14 protein-coding genes, 1 tRNA gene and 1 pseudogene are annotated in these 17179 nt (G+C 40.4%); 8 read left to right on the top strand and 8 right to left on the bottom strand.

Annotated elements, in window-relative coordinates; genetic code table 11:
• The first annotated feature begins 54 nt into the window (after nucleotides 1-54).
• Together tsf and FTT85_RS07965 are read left to right on the top strand one after the other, a co-directional pair.
• Nucleotides 55-930: a translation elongation factor Ts gene (tsf, locus tag FTT85_RS07960; protein ID WP_180066391.1), complete on the top strand. Its 876-nt coding sequence runs from the start codon at nucleotides 55-57 to the stop codon at nucleotides 928-930.
• Between the two features lie 174 nt (nucleotides 931-1104).
• Nucleotides 1105-1614, top strand: coding sequence for a DUF3465 domain-containing protein (locus tag FTT85_RS07965; RefSeq protein WP_180109403.1), 510 nt, complete (start codon nucleotides 1105-1107; stop codon nucleotides 1612-1614).
• A 253-nt stretch (nucleotides 1615-1867) separates the two neighbouring features.
• Here the strand turns inward: FTT85_RS07965 and FTT85_RS07970 are convergent, their stop codons facing one another.
• From FTT85_RS07970 to FTT85_RS08000, 7 genes are all read right to left on the bottom strand, one after another.
• Complete coding sequence (locus FTT85_RS07970; protein ID WP_180183273.1) at nucleotides 1868-2323, bottom strand: DUF962 domain-containing protein; 456 nt, start codon at nucleotides 2321-2323, stop codon at nucleotides 1868-1870.
• Between the two features lie 152 nt (nucleotides 2324-2475).
• The gene (locus FTT85_RS07975; protein ID WP_078190310.1) at nucleotides 2476-3090 is read right to left on the bottom strand and encodes a septal ring lytic transglycosylase RlpA family protein; all 615 of its coding nucleotides are present in this window, start codon (nucleotides 3088-3090) and stop codon (nucleotides 2476-2478) included.
• A 286-nt stretch (nucleotides 3091-3376) separates the two neighbouring features.
• The gene (mltB, locus tag FTT85_RS07980) at nucleotides 3377-4378 is read right to left on the bottom strand and encodes a lytic murein transglycosylase B (RefSeq protein ID WP_078191987.1); all 1002 of its coding nucleotides are present in this window, start codon (nucleotides 4376-4378) and stop codon (nucleotides 3377-3379) included.
• Between the two features lie 788 nt (nucleotides 4379-5166).
• A complete protein-coding gene (locus tag FTT85_RS07985) occupies nucleotides 5167-5817 on the bottom strand; it encodes a hypothetical protein (RefSeq protein WP_180183274.1) in 651 nt (216 codons plus the stop codon).
• 17 nt (nucleotides 5818-5834) lie between these two features.
• The gene (gene queF, locus FTT85_RS07990; protein WP_180183275.1) at nucleotides 5835-6653 is read right to left on the bottom strand and encodes an NADPH-dependent 7-cyano-7-deazaguanine reductase QueF; all 819 of its coding nucleotides are present in this window, start codon (nucleotides 6651-6653) and stop codon (nucleotides 5835-5837) included.
• Nucleotides 6653-7426 carry an ABC transporter permease gene (locus tag FTT85_RS07995; RefSeq protein WP_111883995.1) on the bottom strand — a complete coding sequence of 258 codons (774 nt, stop codon included), beginning with the start codon at nucleotides 7424-7426 and terminating at the stop codon, nucleotides 6653-6655. Before FTT85_RS07995 ends, queF begins: the two co-directional genes overlap by 1 nt.
• Nucleotides 7423-8358 (bottom strand): ABC transporter ATP-binding protein, encoded by a 936-nt coding sequence (locus FTT85_RS08000; RefSeq protein ID WP_180183276.1) that lies wholly within the window; start codon nucleotides 8356-8358, stop codon nucleotides 7423-7425. The genes FTT85_RS07995 and FTT85_RS08000 overlap by 4 nt, the downstream gene beginning before the upstream one ends.
• Before the next feature lie 188 nt (nucleotides 8359-8546).
• Between FTT85_RS08000 and FTT85_RS08005 the strand changes: the two genes are divergently transcribed.
• The 6 genes and pseudogenes from FTT85_RS08005 (at nucleotide 8547) to FTT85_RS08030 (ending at nucleotide 16448) form a co-directional block, all read left to right on the top strand.
• Nucleotides 8547-8622: transfer RNA gene (locus FTT85_RS08005), tRNA-Arg, on the top strand.
• A gap of 467 nt (nucleotides 8623-9089) precedes the next feature.
• Nucleotides 9090-10904: an allophanate hydrolase gene (atzF, locus tag FTT85_RS08010; protein WP_180183277.1), complete on the top strand. Its 1815-nt coding sequence runs from the start codon at nucleotides 9090-9092 to the stop codon at nucleotides 10902-10904.
• Nucleotides 10905-10923: 19 nt separating this feature from the next.
• Nucleotides 10924-14523 carry an urea carboxylase gene (gene uca / locus FTT85_RS08015; protein WP_180183278.1) on the top strand — a complete coding sequence of 1200 codons (3600 nt, stop codon included), beginning with the start codon at nucleotides 10924-10926 and terminating at the stop codon, nucleotides 14521-14523.
• A gap of 3 nt (nucleotides 14524-14526) precedes the next feature.
• Nucleotides 14527-15213, top strand: coding sequence for a GntR family transcriptional regulator (locus FTT85_RS08020; RefSeq protein ID WP_180183279.1), 687 nt, complete (start codon nucleotides 14527-14529; stop codon nucleotides 15211-15213).
• Between the two features lie 159 nt (nucleotides 15214-15372).
• A pseudogene (locus FTT85_RS08025) lies at nucleotides 15373-15774 on the top strand (guanosine-3',5'-bis(diphosphate) 3'-pyrophosphohydrolase); the annotation flags it as partial.
• A 536-nt stretch (nucleotides 15775-16310) separates the two neighbouring features.
• On the top strand, nucleotides 16311-16448 hold the full coding sequence (locus FTT85_RS08030; RefSeq protein ID WP_180183280.1) for a hypothetical protein: 138 nt from the start codon (nucleotides 16311-16313) through the stop codon (nucleotides 16446-16448).
• A gap of 29 nt (nucleotides 16449-16477) precedes the next feature.
• Here FTT85_RS08030 and FTT85_RS08035 read toward each other — a convergent pair whose 3' ends face one another.
• Nucleotides 16478-17173 carry a pirin-like bicupin family protein gene (locus FTT85_RS08035; RefSeq protein ID WP_180088025.1) on the bottom strand — a complete coding sequence of 232 codons (696 nt, stop codon included), beginning with the start codon at nucleotides 17171-17173 and terminating at the stop codon, nucleotides 16478-16480.
• Nucleotides 17174-17179: the final 6 nt, after the last annotated feature.

Consider the following 17179-nt stretch of genomic DNA (forward strand, 5'->3'; position numbering starts at 1 on the left):
GGCCGTTTCTGTTCTAAAAAAGAATTCATTTTCTACCGTATTTAGGAGATTAACATGACTGCAGTTACAGCAAGCATGGTTAAAGAATTGCGCGATCGTACTGGTCTTGCAATGATGGAATGTAAAAAAGCATTAACAGAAGCGGGCGGTGACATCGAATTAGCGATCGACAACCTTCGTAAATCTGGTCAAGCTAAAGCTGCTAAAAAAGCAGGTAACATTGCTGCTGACGGCGCGATCACTATCGCTCAAGAAGGTAATAAAGCAATCCTTTTAGAAGTGAACTGTCAAACTGACTTCGTTGCTAAAGACGAAAACTTTGCTGGTTTCTCTGCTAAAGTTGCTGCTGCTGCGCTTGCTGCTGGTGTAACTGACGTTGCTCAAATTGCTGAATTGAAACTTGAAGATGGTGCTACTGTTGAAGAAGCTCGTATCGCGCTTGTTCAAAAAATCGGTGAAAACATCCAAGTACGTCGTGCTCAAATCGTTGAAGGCGACAACCTTGCAGTTTACAAACACGGTTTAAAAATCGGTGTTGTAGTTGCATACGCTGGTGATGCTGAAACTGGTAAAGGTTTGGCTATGCACATCGCTGCATTCAACCCAGTTGCTGTAAACGAAGCTGGCGTTTCTGCTGAACTTATCGCTAAAGAAAAAGAAATTGCTGAAGCGAAAGCAATTGAATCTGGTAAACCAGCAAACATCGTTGAAAAAATGGTAACTGGTTCAGTTCAGAAATACTTGAACGAAGTTGTTCTTGAGAACCAAATGTACGTTATCGACAACGATAAGAAAGTTGCAGAAGTTCTTAAAGCAACTGGTACTACTGTTGCTAACTTCGTACGTTTCGAAGTTGGTGAAGGTATTGAGAAAAAAGCTGAACTTTCTTTCGCTGAAGAAGTTGCTGCTGCTCAAGCTGCTGCAAAATAATCTCTGATTATTTGTAGAAAAAAGCCCTCGTTTTAGAGGGCTTTTTTTATGGCTGTAGCTTTACTGATTTCAAAGCTATTTAAACTTTATATTGTGTGCATTCTTGTTCACAGATTCTATTTTTATCAATTTTAATGACTATAATGAGTTGAAAATTTAGATTTAAACTATCTTATGGCAAACAAAACAAACTTAACCATCGGCGGAATTATTGTTGCGCTTGTAGCAGCTTATTTCGGAATCGATTTACAACAACAAAAAACTGCACCAGTTCAGACGACAGCTGAACAAAACTCACAGCCACAAATAGAACCAGTACAACCCGCAGATGCTCAACAAAAAGGGCAGAGTGCTGAAGATATCATTGCGCATGCATTTAAAAGTAAACTCAGTAATGTTCAGGTTGAAGGTGCAGGTCAAGTGAAAGCGGTACTACGAGATGATAATGAAGGTAGTCGCCATCAAAAGTTCATTTTGACCTTAAATAATGGTCAAACGCTTTTGGTCGCGCATAATATCGATCTTGCTCCACGAATTGACGACTTGCAAAAAGGCGATACAGTTCAATTTTACGGTGAATACGAATATTCAGATAAGGGAGGTGTGATGCACTGGACACATCACGATCCGAATGGACGTCATCAGGATGGTTGGTTAAAGCATCAAGGTAAAACCTATCAATAAAAATCACGTAGTCATTTTTAACTTTAGTCATTTAAATGATCATGATTTAGATGAAGCTATCAACATAAAATTGGATTAACCATATTGAGTAAAAGCCAGTGTTTAAACACTGGCTTTTTGGACGTATAAATAGAAAAAATGATTGGAAATACCAGAGATAAATACACCTATAAACAATAGGGTTTTAAGCATCGAATATGAAGAAAACCGATGTGGAAGAAGTGAAAAAGAGATCTATGAAATTAACAATGCTTTAAATGCTCTCTATTTGCGATTTATAGCGTGTTTTCCAATCACCAATTACTTTGCTTGCAAATGTGTCTAAACACCAAATAGGGCCAATGAGGAGGAATTGGAGATCTTTGAAAAAAGAGGGCTTTTTACCTTCAATTTTATGGCCATAAAATTGACCAATCCATGCGAATATAAAGAGCGCGATATAAAAGCCATATCCAACTGGTAATACCCAAATTAGCCATGCCATGATTAACGTTAACGCGGCCATTGCAACAGCAAGCACAATGTCTAAACGTGCGTAAAAGATAAATGCTAAGGCAAGTGAGACAGCAGTAAGTAGCGCGCTAAAATGCGCCAATATGCCAACGATTGAAAAATAAATCGTGGGTACGCAAATCCAGTGAATCATTTTATTGGTTTTATTTTGATGACTTTCGCTGTATTCATCAAACCATTCGTTGATTGTTTTCATGATAGTCCTTAATCATGGGGAAGGACTCCAATATAAACAAGAATGCGGGAAGGGTCAAAATTAGGCTTACTGAAGATTAGAAAGGCTAAGAGGCTACAAATAAAAAACCACGCTAGGCGTGGTCTGTTAAATGCAGTCACTTCATTGGAGAATTAAGAATTTGGACCGTCTACGCGTTCAATGCTCACGTTTGCAGTACCCGCACTGGTAATACCCAATTGCTTAGCAGCGCCATAAGATAAATCGAGAACACGGTTGCCATGGAATGGACCACGGTCATTTACTTTCACCACGACGCTTTTACCATTATTGCGATTCGTAACACGAATAAAGCAATTAAGTGGCAGGCTACGATGTGCTGCTGTAAGTGCGTTCATGTCAAAAGTTTCACCACTTGCTGTTTTACGACCGTGGAATTGACGACCGTACCAAGAAGCAGTACCTGTTTGAGTGAACTTACGAACAGTATTCGATGCAACAGTATTTAACTTTTCAATCACTGAAGGCTCATCTTCAGGAATTTCGATTTTAGCAGCGATTGTTTGACGACGAATTTTATCGCCAGAACGCTCAGTGATTGAAAGGCTACTTAAATTCGTAAAGTTTGAATTGAAGCTTTGAGCTTCTTTATTCAATACACGAGCTGCAAGACGAGAGTTGTCATTATCATGATTGAATGATGATGACTGAACCATCTCAGCTTGTGACTGACTTAGCGCAACTGCCGTGGCAACCGCTAAGGCATATTTAATAATTGATGACTGCATTGTTTATCTCCCAATGGCATATTTACTGGTTCAACTAAGTCGCTGAAATCCATGTAAACACGTCTGATATTTCACTTTTGCAACTATATTTAACGAGATGGATAATATTCATGCCATCAATAGGCTGTCTAGTGTTTAATTAAAATACTTTGAAAATGTCTAAAAAATTAACAATAGTTGTTTAAAAAATAATCAATAATGTAACAAGGTATGTAAAATGTCGAATAAATGCTCATTTTGGTGAAAATATTTGTTGACTTTTTTGCTCTATAAGAAAAAACCAGTCTTATCGACTGGTAACTTCAGTGCCTAAAAGCCATAGTGCAGTCGCATACATACGGCTTTTGTTATAGGTTGTAATGACCTGAAAATTTGGATAAGTGATGTAATAAATTGGTCCATAACTATCTTGCAATTGGATGACATTGACTAAATCGAGATCATCGATTTTTACCAATGGATTCATAGGGGTTACACCTTGAGCCTTGAGTACACCATAGGGTGTTGGCTGGTTTAAATCCTTTGCAATAATAGCATCTGGGTTGTTTCCGCTATAGCGAGCAGCAAAAGCAATCGGTTGATTACGCTGCCAACCATAATTTGCTAAATAATTTGCAATTGAACCAATGGCATCGACAGCTGAATTACGCAGGTCAACATGACCATTGCCATCGTAGTCCACACCAAATTTTGGAATGTTACTTGGCATAAATTGAGGATAACCCACAGCACCTGCATATGAACCGACGACAGAGTTGGTTGGAACACCATCTTTATATGACCAGGCAATCAGTGCAGCAAGTTCATCTTGGAAATATTGCGCACGGCGTTCATAGCCAAAACCAAGGGTCGCCAAAGCATCACGGGTGATAAAATTACCTTTATTGCTGCCATAGCCTGTTTCAACACCCAAAATGCCTAAAATCACGGATTGAGGCACACCAAATTGTTGTTCTGCACGATTTAAAGTGTCGGCATATTGATTTTTGAAGCGAACGCCGCGTTGAATTGTACTTTCAGCTAAAAAGTTGGTTTTGTATTGGTACCAAGGCTTTGATTCGCCAGGTCTATTCATAATACTAATAATGTTGGGTAGGTTTTTACTGCCTTGCATTGCCCAATCAATTTGATTTTCACTCAGACCATAGGTTTGCATTGCATTTTGTTTAAAGCTTGCATATGCCGGATGAGATTGGAAGTCGTTAGCCTGACAAAAACTGGTCAGTGAAATTGAACCGGCCATAATGGCAATATGTGATAGTTTTTTATAAAAATTTCGATTTAGCATAAATAAAAAATTTCCAGTTGCTTTAGCGATGAGTATGAATAAAATTTCGAGGGGAAAAGATCCTGAAAATTGTGATGACCTTCTGGTTTCATAGCTCATTAAAGGTAAACGTTACCAATAGCAACTAAGATACCACTGACAGCGCATGCTTTCATAAATAGATATACAAAAAAAGACAAAGCAAAGGGTTTTTTCGCAGTTAACATATTGAAAAGTGACATATTCATTTACATAACTTGCAAATATTCACAAATCATTTGAAATAAAGATGACTCTAAAACTCATGCTTCATAAAAACGCAGAACGAATAACCTTTATTGTGTTGTGAAATACTGTTTAGTAGCTACAAATTTTGCAAAGTGAAATCAAAAAAACGAAGTGACAGGATTAGAAAAGCACAGGTCTAAAAAGACCCATGTGCAAGCTCTGGTTTATCCATCTCATAGGTTTTTTCGCTAACGCTTCAAAACTGTTGAAAACGTCGCTATATATAGTAGAAATATAGAATGAATGATAAAAAAGAAAGAGATTGAATATTAAAATGGACACATTGAAATTTAAGCCAAAATGACGACTAACATTAAAAGTTGATCTGTAATCAGGTTCTTTCTTTTCTGTGTGGATTTTTAAAAATAGTACATATAAATGTACTGTCATTTAATTGAGATCAGTTCATATTCTAGAACTGTGTTTGCATGACTATATATAGTCATTGTATCGGGATTCGATTTTATGCGTTTAGCCATAAAAAAACCTAGCTGAAGCTAGGTTTTGACGAGTAGTGCGATTTATTTGTTAAACATCGAATCATGTGCTTCTGCAAGGGCACCTAGCTCTTCTTTGGTCAGATTTGGGAAAATCTTATCAATCGCGATATGAATTGCTTTAATCACGGCAGAAGAACCGATATCGGCTGCTTTACGTTTAATCATGCCTAAATCGAGTGTTTTATTAAAGTCATTCATAAAATGACGTACTGCAGCTTCAGCAAACTGTTTATACAGTTCACCAAAAGCAGCTTTATTGACATCTACACCCGATTTAATTTCGGCATAACTGTTCTTAAGGTTAGTGACCAATCCTGCATCTAAGCTCAGACCTACACGATGAGCGCCGACTGTGTCCTGAAATAAACTTCGTTCTGAAAATTCAATGGATTGTTTCACCACATCATTCGGAGATTTACCCAATAGCTGCTTTAACAATACAGCGACTGTTGATTTGACATAGCCAGCCAGTTTTTCTGCTGTGTCGCGCTTATCGCTTGCAGGAAACAGATGAACAGGAGCTAATATAGTTGCACCAATGATTTCTTCATTAATCAGCAAAGCTGTTTTATCACGTAAAGGATAAAGGGGTTCACTCGAATTTTTTTTCGCGTGACCATTTTGGATACTGCTTAGAAGTTCCTCAGAAGGAATAAAACCAAAAAATGGCATCACTAACCTCAATTTTTTTATTGTCGCGCCAATCGAATGGGGCGAGGCATCCATGTTAAATCCGATACACGACAAGGGTTGATATCCAATCCACCACGGCGTGTATAGGCAGCATATACCATCAGCTGACTTGGTTTTAAATGTTGCCAAATATCGGCAAACATTTGCTCCACACATTGTTCGTGGAAACCATTATGCTGACGGTAAGAAATAATATAAGCCAGAATACTACGATAACAAGGCTTAGTACCTTTATACCGTATAAATACCGTTCCCCAATCAGGTTGACCCGTGACTGGACAGTTACTTCTTAATAAATGTGAATAAAGTTGAATTTCAACTTCTTCTTGCGCTGCATCTTCATCTAAAGCGAGTAAAGCTGCATTTGGATGATTTTCTAACTGGGTGGGTTCTAAGTCATCAATACAGATGCCTTGCGGTTTTGAAATTTCAACATCATCGACATGAAATAGATCAATAGTCACAGCGGCATTGGCTGCTGCAGATAAGTCTTTTTCAACGGTTGCTTTAAACGCTGCCTGAGAATCAAATTTGGTAAAGTTCATACTATTAAAGTAGAGCTTTAAAGATTTGGATTCGATCAGGTTTTCTGAACTTGCAGGCAAAGTTAAACGGCCAATAGCGACTTGAGGCACACCAGAAGCATTTAACCAAGAAATTTCAAAAACATGCCACCAGTCTTTACCTTGGCGGATGCCTTCCACATGGGCATATTGTTCACGTGCAGTGGCACGTGCAATCGGAAACAGAATATCAGGTTGATATTCTGTTGGGTAATTGGTGTCTTTACCTAAAAGGGATTGTTCTACACTCATTATTCACGCATTCCTGAACCACGAGAAAGTAAATGATACGCCACGCCATAAAGTACAACGCAACATGCAGTAATTACTGTCAGTGAAATGCCGACATTCACATCGCTATGGCCCAAAATACCGTAGCGGAATGCATTTACCATATACACGACAGGGTTGATTAAAGAGAGATTTTGCCAAAAAGGACTCAGTGATGAGATGGCATAGAAAACACCGCCTAAATAAGTCAGCGGAGTCAGGACGAAAGTCGGGATAATCGAAATGTCGTCAAAAGATTTTGCATAAACAGCATTAATAAATCCGCCAAGAGAAAACAGCAGCGAAGTAATGAGAACTGTATATATAGTTATAAATATATTAGTCAGGTGTAATTCAGTAAAAAATAGGCTCATGGCAGTAACAATAAAGCCGACTAAAACACCACGGCAAACGCCACCGATCACATAACCCCAAAGCACCATGTGTAACGGCACTGGGCTCATGATTAATTCTTCGATGCTTTTTTGAAATTTTGCACTAAAGAAACTGGATGACACATTGGCATAGCTATTGGTAATGACTGCCATCATAATTAAGCCGGGCACGATGAACTGCATATAGCTAAAACCGCCCATTTGCCCAATGCGTGAACCGACTAAATTACCGAAAATCACAAAGTACAAACTCATGGTGATCGCAGGTGGGAGAAGAGTTTGTGGCCAAATACGCATGAAACGGCGAATTTCTTTATAAACTAAGGTGTAGAGGGCGATACACAGTTGGTTAAAATTCATTGTGCTGCACCTTCAAGATTTTTTTCGACCATACGGACAAACAGTTCTTCTAGTCGGTTAGATTTATTACGCATACTACGAACCTGAATACCTTGAGATTCCATGAGTTGGAATAGATCATTTAAGGTATGGGCTTTATCCATAGTGACCTCTAAAGTGACGGGGTCAACTAAGTTGAAACGGACACCAATAATTTCAATATGGATCGGTTCAATGGGTTCGGCTAGATCGAAAATAAAGGTTTCTTCATTCAACTGACTGAGGAAACCTTTCATGCTGGTGTCTTCTTTAATCACACCACGGTCAATAATTGCGATTCGACGGCACAACATTTCTGCTTCTTCTAAATAGTGTGTCGTTAAAATAATAGACGTGCCTTTTTCGTTCATTTCAGTGAGGAAATCCCACATCGAACGACGTAGCTCAATATCAACACCAGCAGTTGGCTCATCTAAAATCAGCAGTTTAGGTTCATGCATCATGGCACGAGCGATCATTAAACGGCGTTTCATACCGCCCGATAGCATACGTGCTTGGGTACTGCGTTTCTCCCAAAGGCCAAGTTTTTCTAAATATTCCTCGGCACGTTTCTCTGCTATCTTTTTAGAAATACCGTAATAACCAGCTTGAGTCACCAAAATATCAAATGTTTTTTCAAATTGACCAAAGTTAAATTCTTGAGGGACAACGCCCAAACACTGCTTTGCATGCGAGGGATGGGTATCTAAATTGTGCCCAAAAATTTCGACAGTGCCTGAAGTTTTACGGGCTAGTGAACTGATAATACTAATCGTGGTAGATTTTCCTGCACCATTGGGACCTAACAGTGCATAAAATTCACCTTCGGGTACTGTTAAATCAATACCTTTAAGCGCCTGAAACCCATTTTTATAGGTTTTTGACAGCTGCTTTAACGTTAGTGCATCAGTCATAAATAATTCACTCTATAAATAGTGTGAGTATTGTGCGATATCGGGGCAAATAAACCAAGTAAATCGTATGGAATTCTGCATTTTATAAATAGAACGTTGTATAAAGCTTAAGCAGAAAAAAGCCTAACATCTATATAGTTGCTTTACCTTACAGTTTTTTTTGTTATGATGTGCGCAATCCAAAATAAGCGCTCATAGCTCAACTGGATAGAGTACAGGTCTCCGAAGCCTGTGGCGTGGGTTCGAGTCCCGCTGAGCGCACCATTTTTTAGTTTTGACTGTTTAACTAAATTTTGCGAATCAATAGCTTTTATTATTACTACTTTTCTATTCAACCCGATCAATCTCAAAGCCCAATATTGCTTTAGCCATCATTGATGTATCTTTTTCTATATATAAAATTCAAAATATTTCTCAGTTGTTTTTATTCTAAGTTCAAAGTCATAAAAACATTTAAATTGAAAGTTTATAAAGAGTGAAAATAGAAAGTTCACTGTATTTATATCCGCATCTAAATGAAAAGAATCTATTGAAAACACGATTATAAAAGTCATGCACCAAAATAGTGGAGCTTGGAAACTTAATAGAACACTTATCGTTTTGTATTGCCTAAATAAAATAGGGAAATGATTGTTTTTTAATATTAAGATATTGAAAAATAATAAAAAATTAATTTTGGCATGATGTGTGCAATACAGTATTCAAACTTGGATACAAGAATGAGCACATCAATGAACTCAATAAAAACTTTAGGCTGGACTTTAGCGGAATGGAAAGCGGGCTACACGAATAACACAATTCAACTCGAAGACTTATATGCCTTGGTCGAGCAATTTGATCATGCAGATCCAGCATGGATTTCCATTGCCTCTATAGAGCAATTAACTGCGCAGATTGAAGCTTTAAAACAAATCGAAAATGCGACTGCCTTACCTTTATTTGGTGTGCCTATCGCAGTTAAAGACAATATTGATGTGGTGGGCTTTGCGTCAACGGCTGCATTCAAATTATTTACCGAAATCAAAATTGAAGATGCCTTTGTGGTGCAACGCTTAAAACAAGCGGGTGCGATTATTGTAGGCAAAACTAATCTAGATCAATTTGCCACAGGATTGGTCGGTACACGTTCGCCATTTGGTGCAGTGCCGAATACTTTTAATTCTGACTTTGTAAGCGGTGGTTCAAGTTCAGGTTCAGGCAGTGTGGTGGCGCGCGGTTTAGTCCCGATTGCGCTCGGTACAGATACAGCAGGCTCAGGGCGTATACCCGCAGCATTTAATAATATTGTTGGCTTAAAGCCGACCAAAGGTCGCTTTTCAAATACTGGCTTACTGCCTGCGTGTAAAAGCTTAGATTGCATTTCAATTTTTGCTTTAACTGTCGTTGATGCAACTGCAGTGTCAGAAGTTATGGAAGGTTTTGATGTAACCGACAGTTATTCACGTGTGAATCCTGCTACAGCGCCTGCAAAGTTCAGTGCACAATTAAAGTTAGCCATTCCAAAACAATTAGAATTTTTTGGTGATGCTCAATCGGCGGATGCATTTCAGCAAGCATTAATTGAATTAAAAAACTTAGGGGCAGAACTGACTGAAATTGATTTCAGTGCTTTTAGTCAATTGGCGAGCCAACTTTACCAAGGGTCATGGGTTGCAGAGCGTACTGCTGCAGTTGCAGACTTATTAGAAACATCGGTACAAGACTTTGATCCAACAGTTTTAGAAATTATTCAAAAAGGCCAGCAGTACACTGCGGTTGATGCTTATAACGCCGAATATTTAAAGCAAGAATTGGCTCGAGACATTCAGCAAACCTTAGCGCAATTTGATGCCTTAGTGGTGCCAAGCTCGCCAACCATACACACGCTTGCAGAAATGGCTGAATCGCCAATTGAAAATAATAGCCACTTTGGCACCTATACCAACTTTACCAATTTAGCAGACCTTAGTGCCATCGCTGTACCTGCAGGCTTTCGTGCCGACGGGCTGCCTTTTGGAATCACATTCATTGCACCAGCTTGGCACGATACGGCTTTAGCAGATTTTGCCGAAAAATGGCAAAAGCATTTGAAATTACCACTCGGTGCAGTAGCTAAAACATTGCCTGAAGCAAATTCAGTCATGTCTGCACCATCCGCACAACATTTTCGAGTTGCAGTCGTAGGCGCACATCTCACAGGCATGCCACTCAATTTCCAACTGACAACACGCCAAGCCGTGCATGTTGAAACCACAACCACTTCTGCCGATTACACTCTTTATGCACTGCCGGGCACAGTACCTCCGAAACCAGGTTTAGCGCGTCAGGAAGCGGGTCAAAAAATTATTGTCGAGCTTTGGGATATTCCAAAAGCACGCTTTGGTGAATTTGTCGCCGAAATTCCAACACCACTGGGTATGGGCAATATCGAGCTTGCCGATGGACGTTGGGTGAAAGGCTTTATTTGTGAACCTTATGGCCTAAACGGTGCAAAAAATATCAGTGAATTTGGCGGCTGGCGCGCCTATGTCCAATCACTGCAAGCAACAACAGCAAAATCAAATTAAAAAAATCGGGGAAATAATCATGTTTAAAACAGTTTTAATTGCAAACCGTGGTGAAATTGCTGTTCGTGCGATTCGTACTCTAAAAAAATTAGGTGTGAAATCTGTTGCCGTGTATTCAGAGACCGACCGTTATGCACAGCATGTCTTAGATGCAGATGTGGCAGTTTCTCTTGAAGGTATTAAACCTGCAGAGACTTATTTAAGTATTGAAAAATTGATTCAAGCAGCCAAACAAACTGGTGCTGAAGCAATATTTCCCGGTTATGGTTTCTTATCTGAAAGTGCCGACTTTGCCCGTGCATGTGAGGAAAATAACATTGCTTTTATGGGGCCAACCGCCGAACAAATTTTAGAATTTGGCTTGAAGCATCGTGCACGTGAATTGGCTGCGGCAGCCAATGTACCCATGACACCGGGCACAGGTTTATTGGCAAGTTTGGATGAAGCACTCGCATCTGCTGCAGAGATTGGCTATCCCATCATGCTGAAAAGCACCGCAGGCGGTGGCGGGATTGGTTTAACCCGCTGTGATGATGAACAATCATTAAAAGATGCGTATGAAAGTGTAAAGCGTCTAGTCGAGCAGTTTTTTAAAGATGCGGGTGTTTTCCTCGAGCGTTTTGTCGATAAAGCCCGTCATGTAGAAGTACAAATTTTTGGTGATGGTTTAGGGCAAGTCGTTGCCTTTGGTGAGCGTGATTGTTCCTTGCAGCGCCGTAACCAAAAAGTGGTGGAAGAAACACCAGCACCGCATTTACCTGAAGCGACCCGTCAAAAATTGCACCGTGCTGCTGTAGAGCTCGGACAATTGGTGAAATACCGCAGCGCAGGCACAGTTGAGTTTATCTATGATGCTGCCCGTGATGAAGTGTATTTCCTTGAAGTGAATACCCGTTTGCAGGTTGAACATCCAGTCACTGAAATGGTGACGGGTTTAGATCTGATTGAATGCATGCTCAAAGTGGCGGCAGGTGATGCTTTAGATTGGGAAAAACTCAGCAATATTCAGCCCAATGGCGCTGCCATTGAAGTGCGAATCTATGCGGAAGACCCAGTGAAAAACTTCCAGCCAAGTCCGGGTGTACTCACGGATGTGTATTTCCCTGAAGACATCCGTGTGGATACGTGGGTATCTACAGGCACTGAAATTTCACAATATTTTGACCCGATGATTGCCAAAATTATTGTGCATGCAGCAGACAGAGACAGTGCGATTGCTAAGCTAAAAACAGCCTTGGCTGAAACCCGCCTGAATGGCATCAGTACCAACTTAGACTATGCGCATACCGTAGTATCAGATGCACGCTTTGAAAATATGCAAATCTGGACACGTCTGCTGGATGATTTTAAATACGTTCCAAATGTGATTGAAGTGCTACAACCGGGAACGCAAAGTACGATTCAAGACTATCCGGGGCGTGTGGGCTATTGGGATATTGGTGTACCGCCATCAGGCCCGATGGATGATTATGCATTTCAATTGGCCAATCAAGTTGTGGGTAATCCAAAATCGGCAGCAGGCTTTGAATTTACCTTACAAGGGCCAAGTCTAAAATTTCATGCCGATAGCATCGTAGCCTTAGCAGGTGCGCCATGCAGCGCGACTCTAGATGGAGTAAATGTCGATTTTTGGCAGCCGATCAGCATCAAAGCCGGGCAAACTTTGGCACTCGGACAAGTTGAATCAGGTTGCCGTACTTATCTTGCAATCCGCAACGGACTAAATGTACCTGAATATCTAGGCAGTCGTTCAACCTTTGCATTGGGTAATTTTGGCGGTCATGCAGGGCGAGTGCTGCGCGCAGGCGACATGATTAAAATGGTTAATCCAAGCCTGCCTTTAGATGGATTGGAAGTTGCAACAGCAGCACCGCAAGCTTTGGCAGCAGAGCGTATTCCAAGCTATGGCAGAGAATGGAAAATTGGCGTGCTGCATGGTCCGCATGGTGCACCCGATTTCTTTAAACCTGAATATATTGAAGAATTCTTTGCTTCAACATGGAATGTGCACTTTAATTCAAACCGTTTAGGTATTCGCCTAACAGGTCCGACACCAAGCTGGGCACGTGAAAATGGCGGTGAAGCAGGTTTACATCCATCCAATGTGCATGATTGTGAATATGCCATTGGGGCGATTAACTTCACCGGTGATTTCCCTGTGATTTTGGCTAAAGATGGCCCAAGCCTCGGTGGCTTTGTTTGCCCAGTAACCATTGCCAAAGCAGAACTTTGGAAGATTGGTCAGCTTAAAGCAGATGACAGCATCAGTTTCTATCCGATGAGTGTTGAACAAGCCAATGCCTTGGAAGTTCAACAAATTGCCGATATCCAAAACTTTGCTCAAGCACCTGAAGCAAAACAGGCGGCAACTTTTGAATGTAAGCCAGAAGGGATATTGGCAGTGCGTGAAGCAGATGCGTATGCGCCGAAAGCTATATATCGTCAGGCAGGTGACAGTTACATCTTGCTGGAATATGGCGAAAACGTTCTCGACCTTGCATTGCGCTTACGTGTTTATCGACTGATGCAGCTGATTCGTGAAGCGAATATTGATGGCATCTTAGAGCTTTCACCAGGTGTACGTTCACTGCAAATTAAATATGATGGATTGCGTTTCAGCCAAGCGAATTTGATTCAGTTCTTATTGGGTCTCGAAAATGAGATGGGCGATTTGAGCCAAATTAAAATTCCATCCCGTATTATTCACTTGCCGATGGCATTTGAGGATTCGGCAACTTTAGGTGCTGTAGAACGTTATCAAGAAAGTGTTTGTGCCAAAGCGCCATGGTTGCCAAATAACGTCGATTTCATTCAGCGTATTAATGGCTTAGACAGCCGTGAGCAAGTCAAAGACATCATTTTCGATGCAAATTACTTAATTTTAGGTTTGGGCGATGTGTATTTAACTGCACCTTGTGCAGTGCCAATTGATCCGCGTCATCGTTTGCTCAGCTCGAAATATAACCCTGCACGTACTTTTACTGCAGAAGGCACAGTGGGTATTGGCGGTATGTACATGTGTATCTATGGCATGGACTCACCAGGCGGTTATCAATTGATTGGCCGTACACTGCCTATTTGGAATAAGTTTAAAAAGAACAAACAGTTTGGCGATCAGCAATGGTTCTTACGCTTCTTTGATCAAATTAAATATTATGAAGTAACCGAAGCTGAACTGGATCAATTCCGTGCTGACTTTGCCAATGGTGTGGCGGAAATCAAAATTGAAGAAACTGAATTTGATTTTGCAGCCTATCAAGCCTTTTTAGAAACAGAAAAGGACAGTATTGCCGAATTTAAAGCGCAGCAGCTGCAGGCATTTACAACTGAAGTTGAACGCTGGAAAGATGAGTTTGATGCGCCTGCGGAAATGGAAATCCTGCAAGATGATACCGACTATAGCCAGTATGCAGCTTTAAATGCATCGATGACCGGCAACATTTGGAAAATTTTTGTCGAAGCTGGACAGTCTGTGAAGAAAGGTGAGACTGTAGCCATTATTGAAGCGATGAAAATGGAGCTTCCAGTCTATGCCGATGATGATGGTATCGTGAAAGCGATTATTTGCCGTGCAGGACAAACGGTACATAGCGGTGAACCGCTGGTTTATATGGAATAAACAATGACTTCAGCCATTGTTGGGAAAAGCTCAGACAACTTGTCTGAGCTGGTTTTCCAAAAAATAAAAAACGATATTTTTGATTTCCAGCTCAAACCGGGCGCACGTTTTACCGAATCTGAAATTGCCGAGTTGTATGAAGTGAGCCGTACACCCGTACGTCAGGCTTTATACCGTTTACAGCAAGATGGCTATGTAAGAGTACATTTTCGTAGCGGTTGGGAGGTGAAGCCGCTGAACTTTAAAGCTTATGAAGAACTGTATGATTTAAGGATTTTGCTGGAGTGCTATGCCATTGAGCAACTTTGTAAAATGGAATCAACTCAGCTCAAACAGGCTTTACAAGACTTAGTAAATGTGTGGTGTATTCCGCCTGAGCAGTTTTTGCATGATTTAAAAACTTTATCGATGCAAGATGAAGCATTTCACTGCCAATTGCTTGAAGCAATCGCTAATAGTGAAATGGCAAAGGTGCATCGGGATGTGAGTGAAAAAATCCGTATTATTCGTCGCTTAGATTTTTCTAAAGATTATCGAATTGAAGCCACTTATGCAGAGCATCAACAGATTTTACAATTGATCCTTGGACATAATGTTACAGCGGCATTGGAGAAAATGCGCAGCCATATTCAGCAAAGTAAAGAAGAGGTGAAAAAAATTACTTTGGAAATGTTGGCGCGAATGGCATAGAACTATTTGCAAAAGATCTACCTCACGGAAGTCTTGGAAAACATGCATTTTATCGAGTCAAGTTGTGTCGTTAGGGGCGTGCTTAGAGCTATAAATAGATGTATTCATTGGTTAATATGATGGAGAAAAATAAAAAAGACCACGAAGGGGAGATTCTTTATTTCAACTTTAGAAAATGCGATTTCTTTGGCGACTGAACGCCATTTCGGACAAGTCGATAAAGCGGGACAAGCCTATATTCAACATCCACTTCGTGTGATGCAAAATGTGCAGCATCTTGATGCTAAAATCGTCGCTGTATTACATGACATTTTAGAAGATACTGCGACAACGATGGATGAGCTTCGTGCTATGGGTTTTCAAGCGCATATTATTGACGCGATACTGGCACTGACTAAAACAGCAGGTGAGAACCGATTTCAAGCTGCGCAGCGTACTGCTAAAAATGCAATAGCGTGTGAAGTAAAACTCAGTGATTTACACGACAATATGGATTTGTCTCGCTTAACAACGGTCACAGCAAAAGATCGACGTCGTTATCAACAATATGTAAAAGTTAAATGTAGATTAGAGCGTGCTCGGAGAATCCATTTACATCTGATCGAATTAAATCTAACAACAGATTATCCGAGATTTCAATTTCAAAGTTCACAGCAAAATTTTCAATATCTGCTTAATGCGATGTTTGATCTAGAGCATTCATTAGGTGGCATTCAGATTGGAAGTCCACAGGAATGGTGGATTTTATTTGAAGATGTCAGTGCATATTTTGCATATTGCCAAAGAATGGGAGTGGTTCCCAAGCAGGCAATATTCTTAAATTTAATTTTAACCATAGATCGAGACTATTTCGGGGGCATCTTTCAAACTGAACAAGATCGGCAATTATTTGCCTCTATGTTTTGCGTCTTTATGCAAAATCATTTTTATCGCGTGGAAACTGAAGGCTGATTAGATAGATTGCATCAGCAATAGAATAAAATCACCTTTGATTGATGAATTTTATCTAGATAATTAGATGCTGAGTGTCATTTAAGAATATCTCGAAATGCTTGATTTCGAGACGTTTAAAGTGATTCCATCCATTGACATCTCCAATGAAACATGTGGCCATGCTTGCTGAACCTTATGCCTCAATCCTACATGGCATCATGGTGGCTGCAGGATTTATCATTCCAACTTTGGTGTTGATGTGGTTGTATCAACGCAGTGAACGCCTAAGCCAAGCGGCATAAAAAAAGCCCTCACATTTGAGGGCTTTTAATTATTTTACTTCGGGTAAATCAAACCAAATCACTTGAGCATCTTCAAGCGCTTCAATTTTGCTAGCTTCTAGAAAGGCGATTGCGCCACCAGCTTCAACGGTATGTTCAGCAATTTTCACTGAGCCTGAAATGACATGCACATAGTTAATGTGTTGTGTTGCTTCAATGTCTAAAGATTGACCTTTAGAAATGACTGCTGTTTTCACTTCAGCTTGTTGGCGAATATGCATCGGTGCATTGTCATTCGGTCCAACAATTAAATGCCATTGATCTGGTTGATCACGTGGATCGCATTTAATTTGCTGATATGTCGGCTCTGCATCACGTTCGTTTGGAATGATCCAAATTTGCAATAAATGAACATCTTCATCACCTTGGTTCATTTCACTGTGACGAACACCAGTTCCCGCGCTCATCAGCTGCCATTCACCCGCAGAAATGCCACCATGGTTGCCCATGCTGTCTTTATGCGTAATGGTGCCTTTTAACACACAGGTCAAAATTTCCATGTTGTCATGTGGGTGTTGACCAAAACCTTCATGGGCTGCAATTAAGTCATCATTAATTACACGAAGCGCACTAACGCCCATGTATTTCGGGTCATACCAGTTACCAAAAGAAAAGCTGTGTTTAGACTCAAGCCAGCCCATTTTTACGTGACCACGGTTTTCACTTGGATGTAAAAAAGCATTCATGGCATT

It is taken from the genome of Acinetobacter sp. YH01020, assembly GCF_013420275.1.
In the GTDB taxonomy this organism is placed as follows: domain Bacteria; phylum Pseudomonadota; class Gammaproteobacteria; order Pseudomonadales; family Moraxellaceae; genus Acinetobacter; species Acinetobacter amyesii.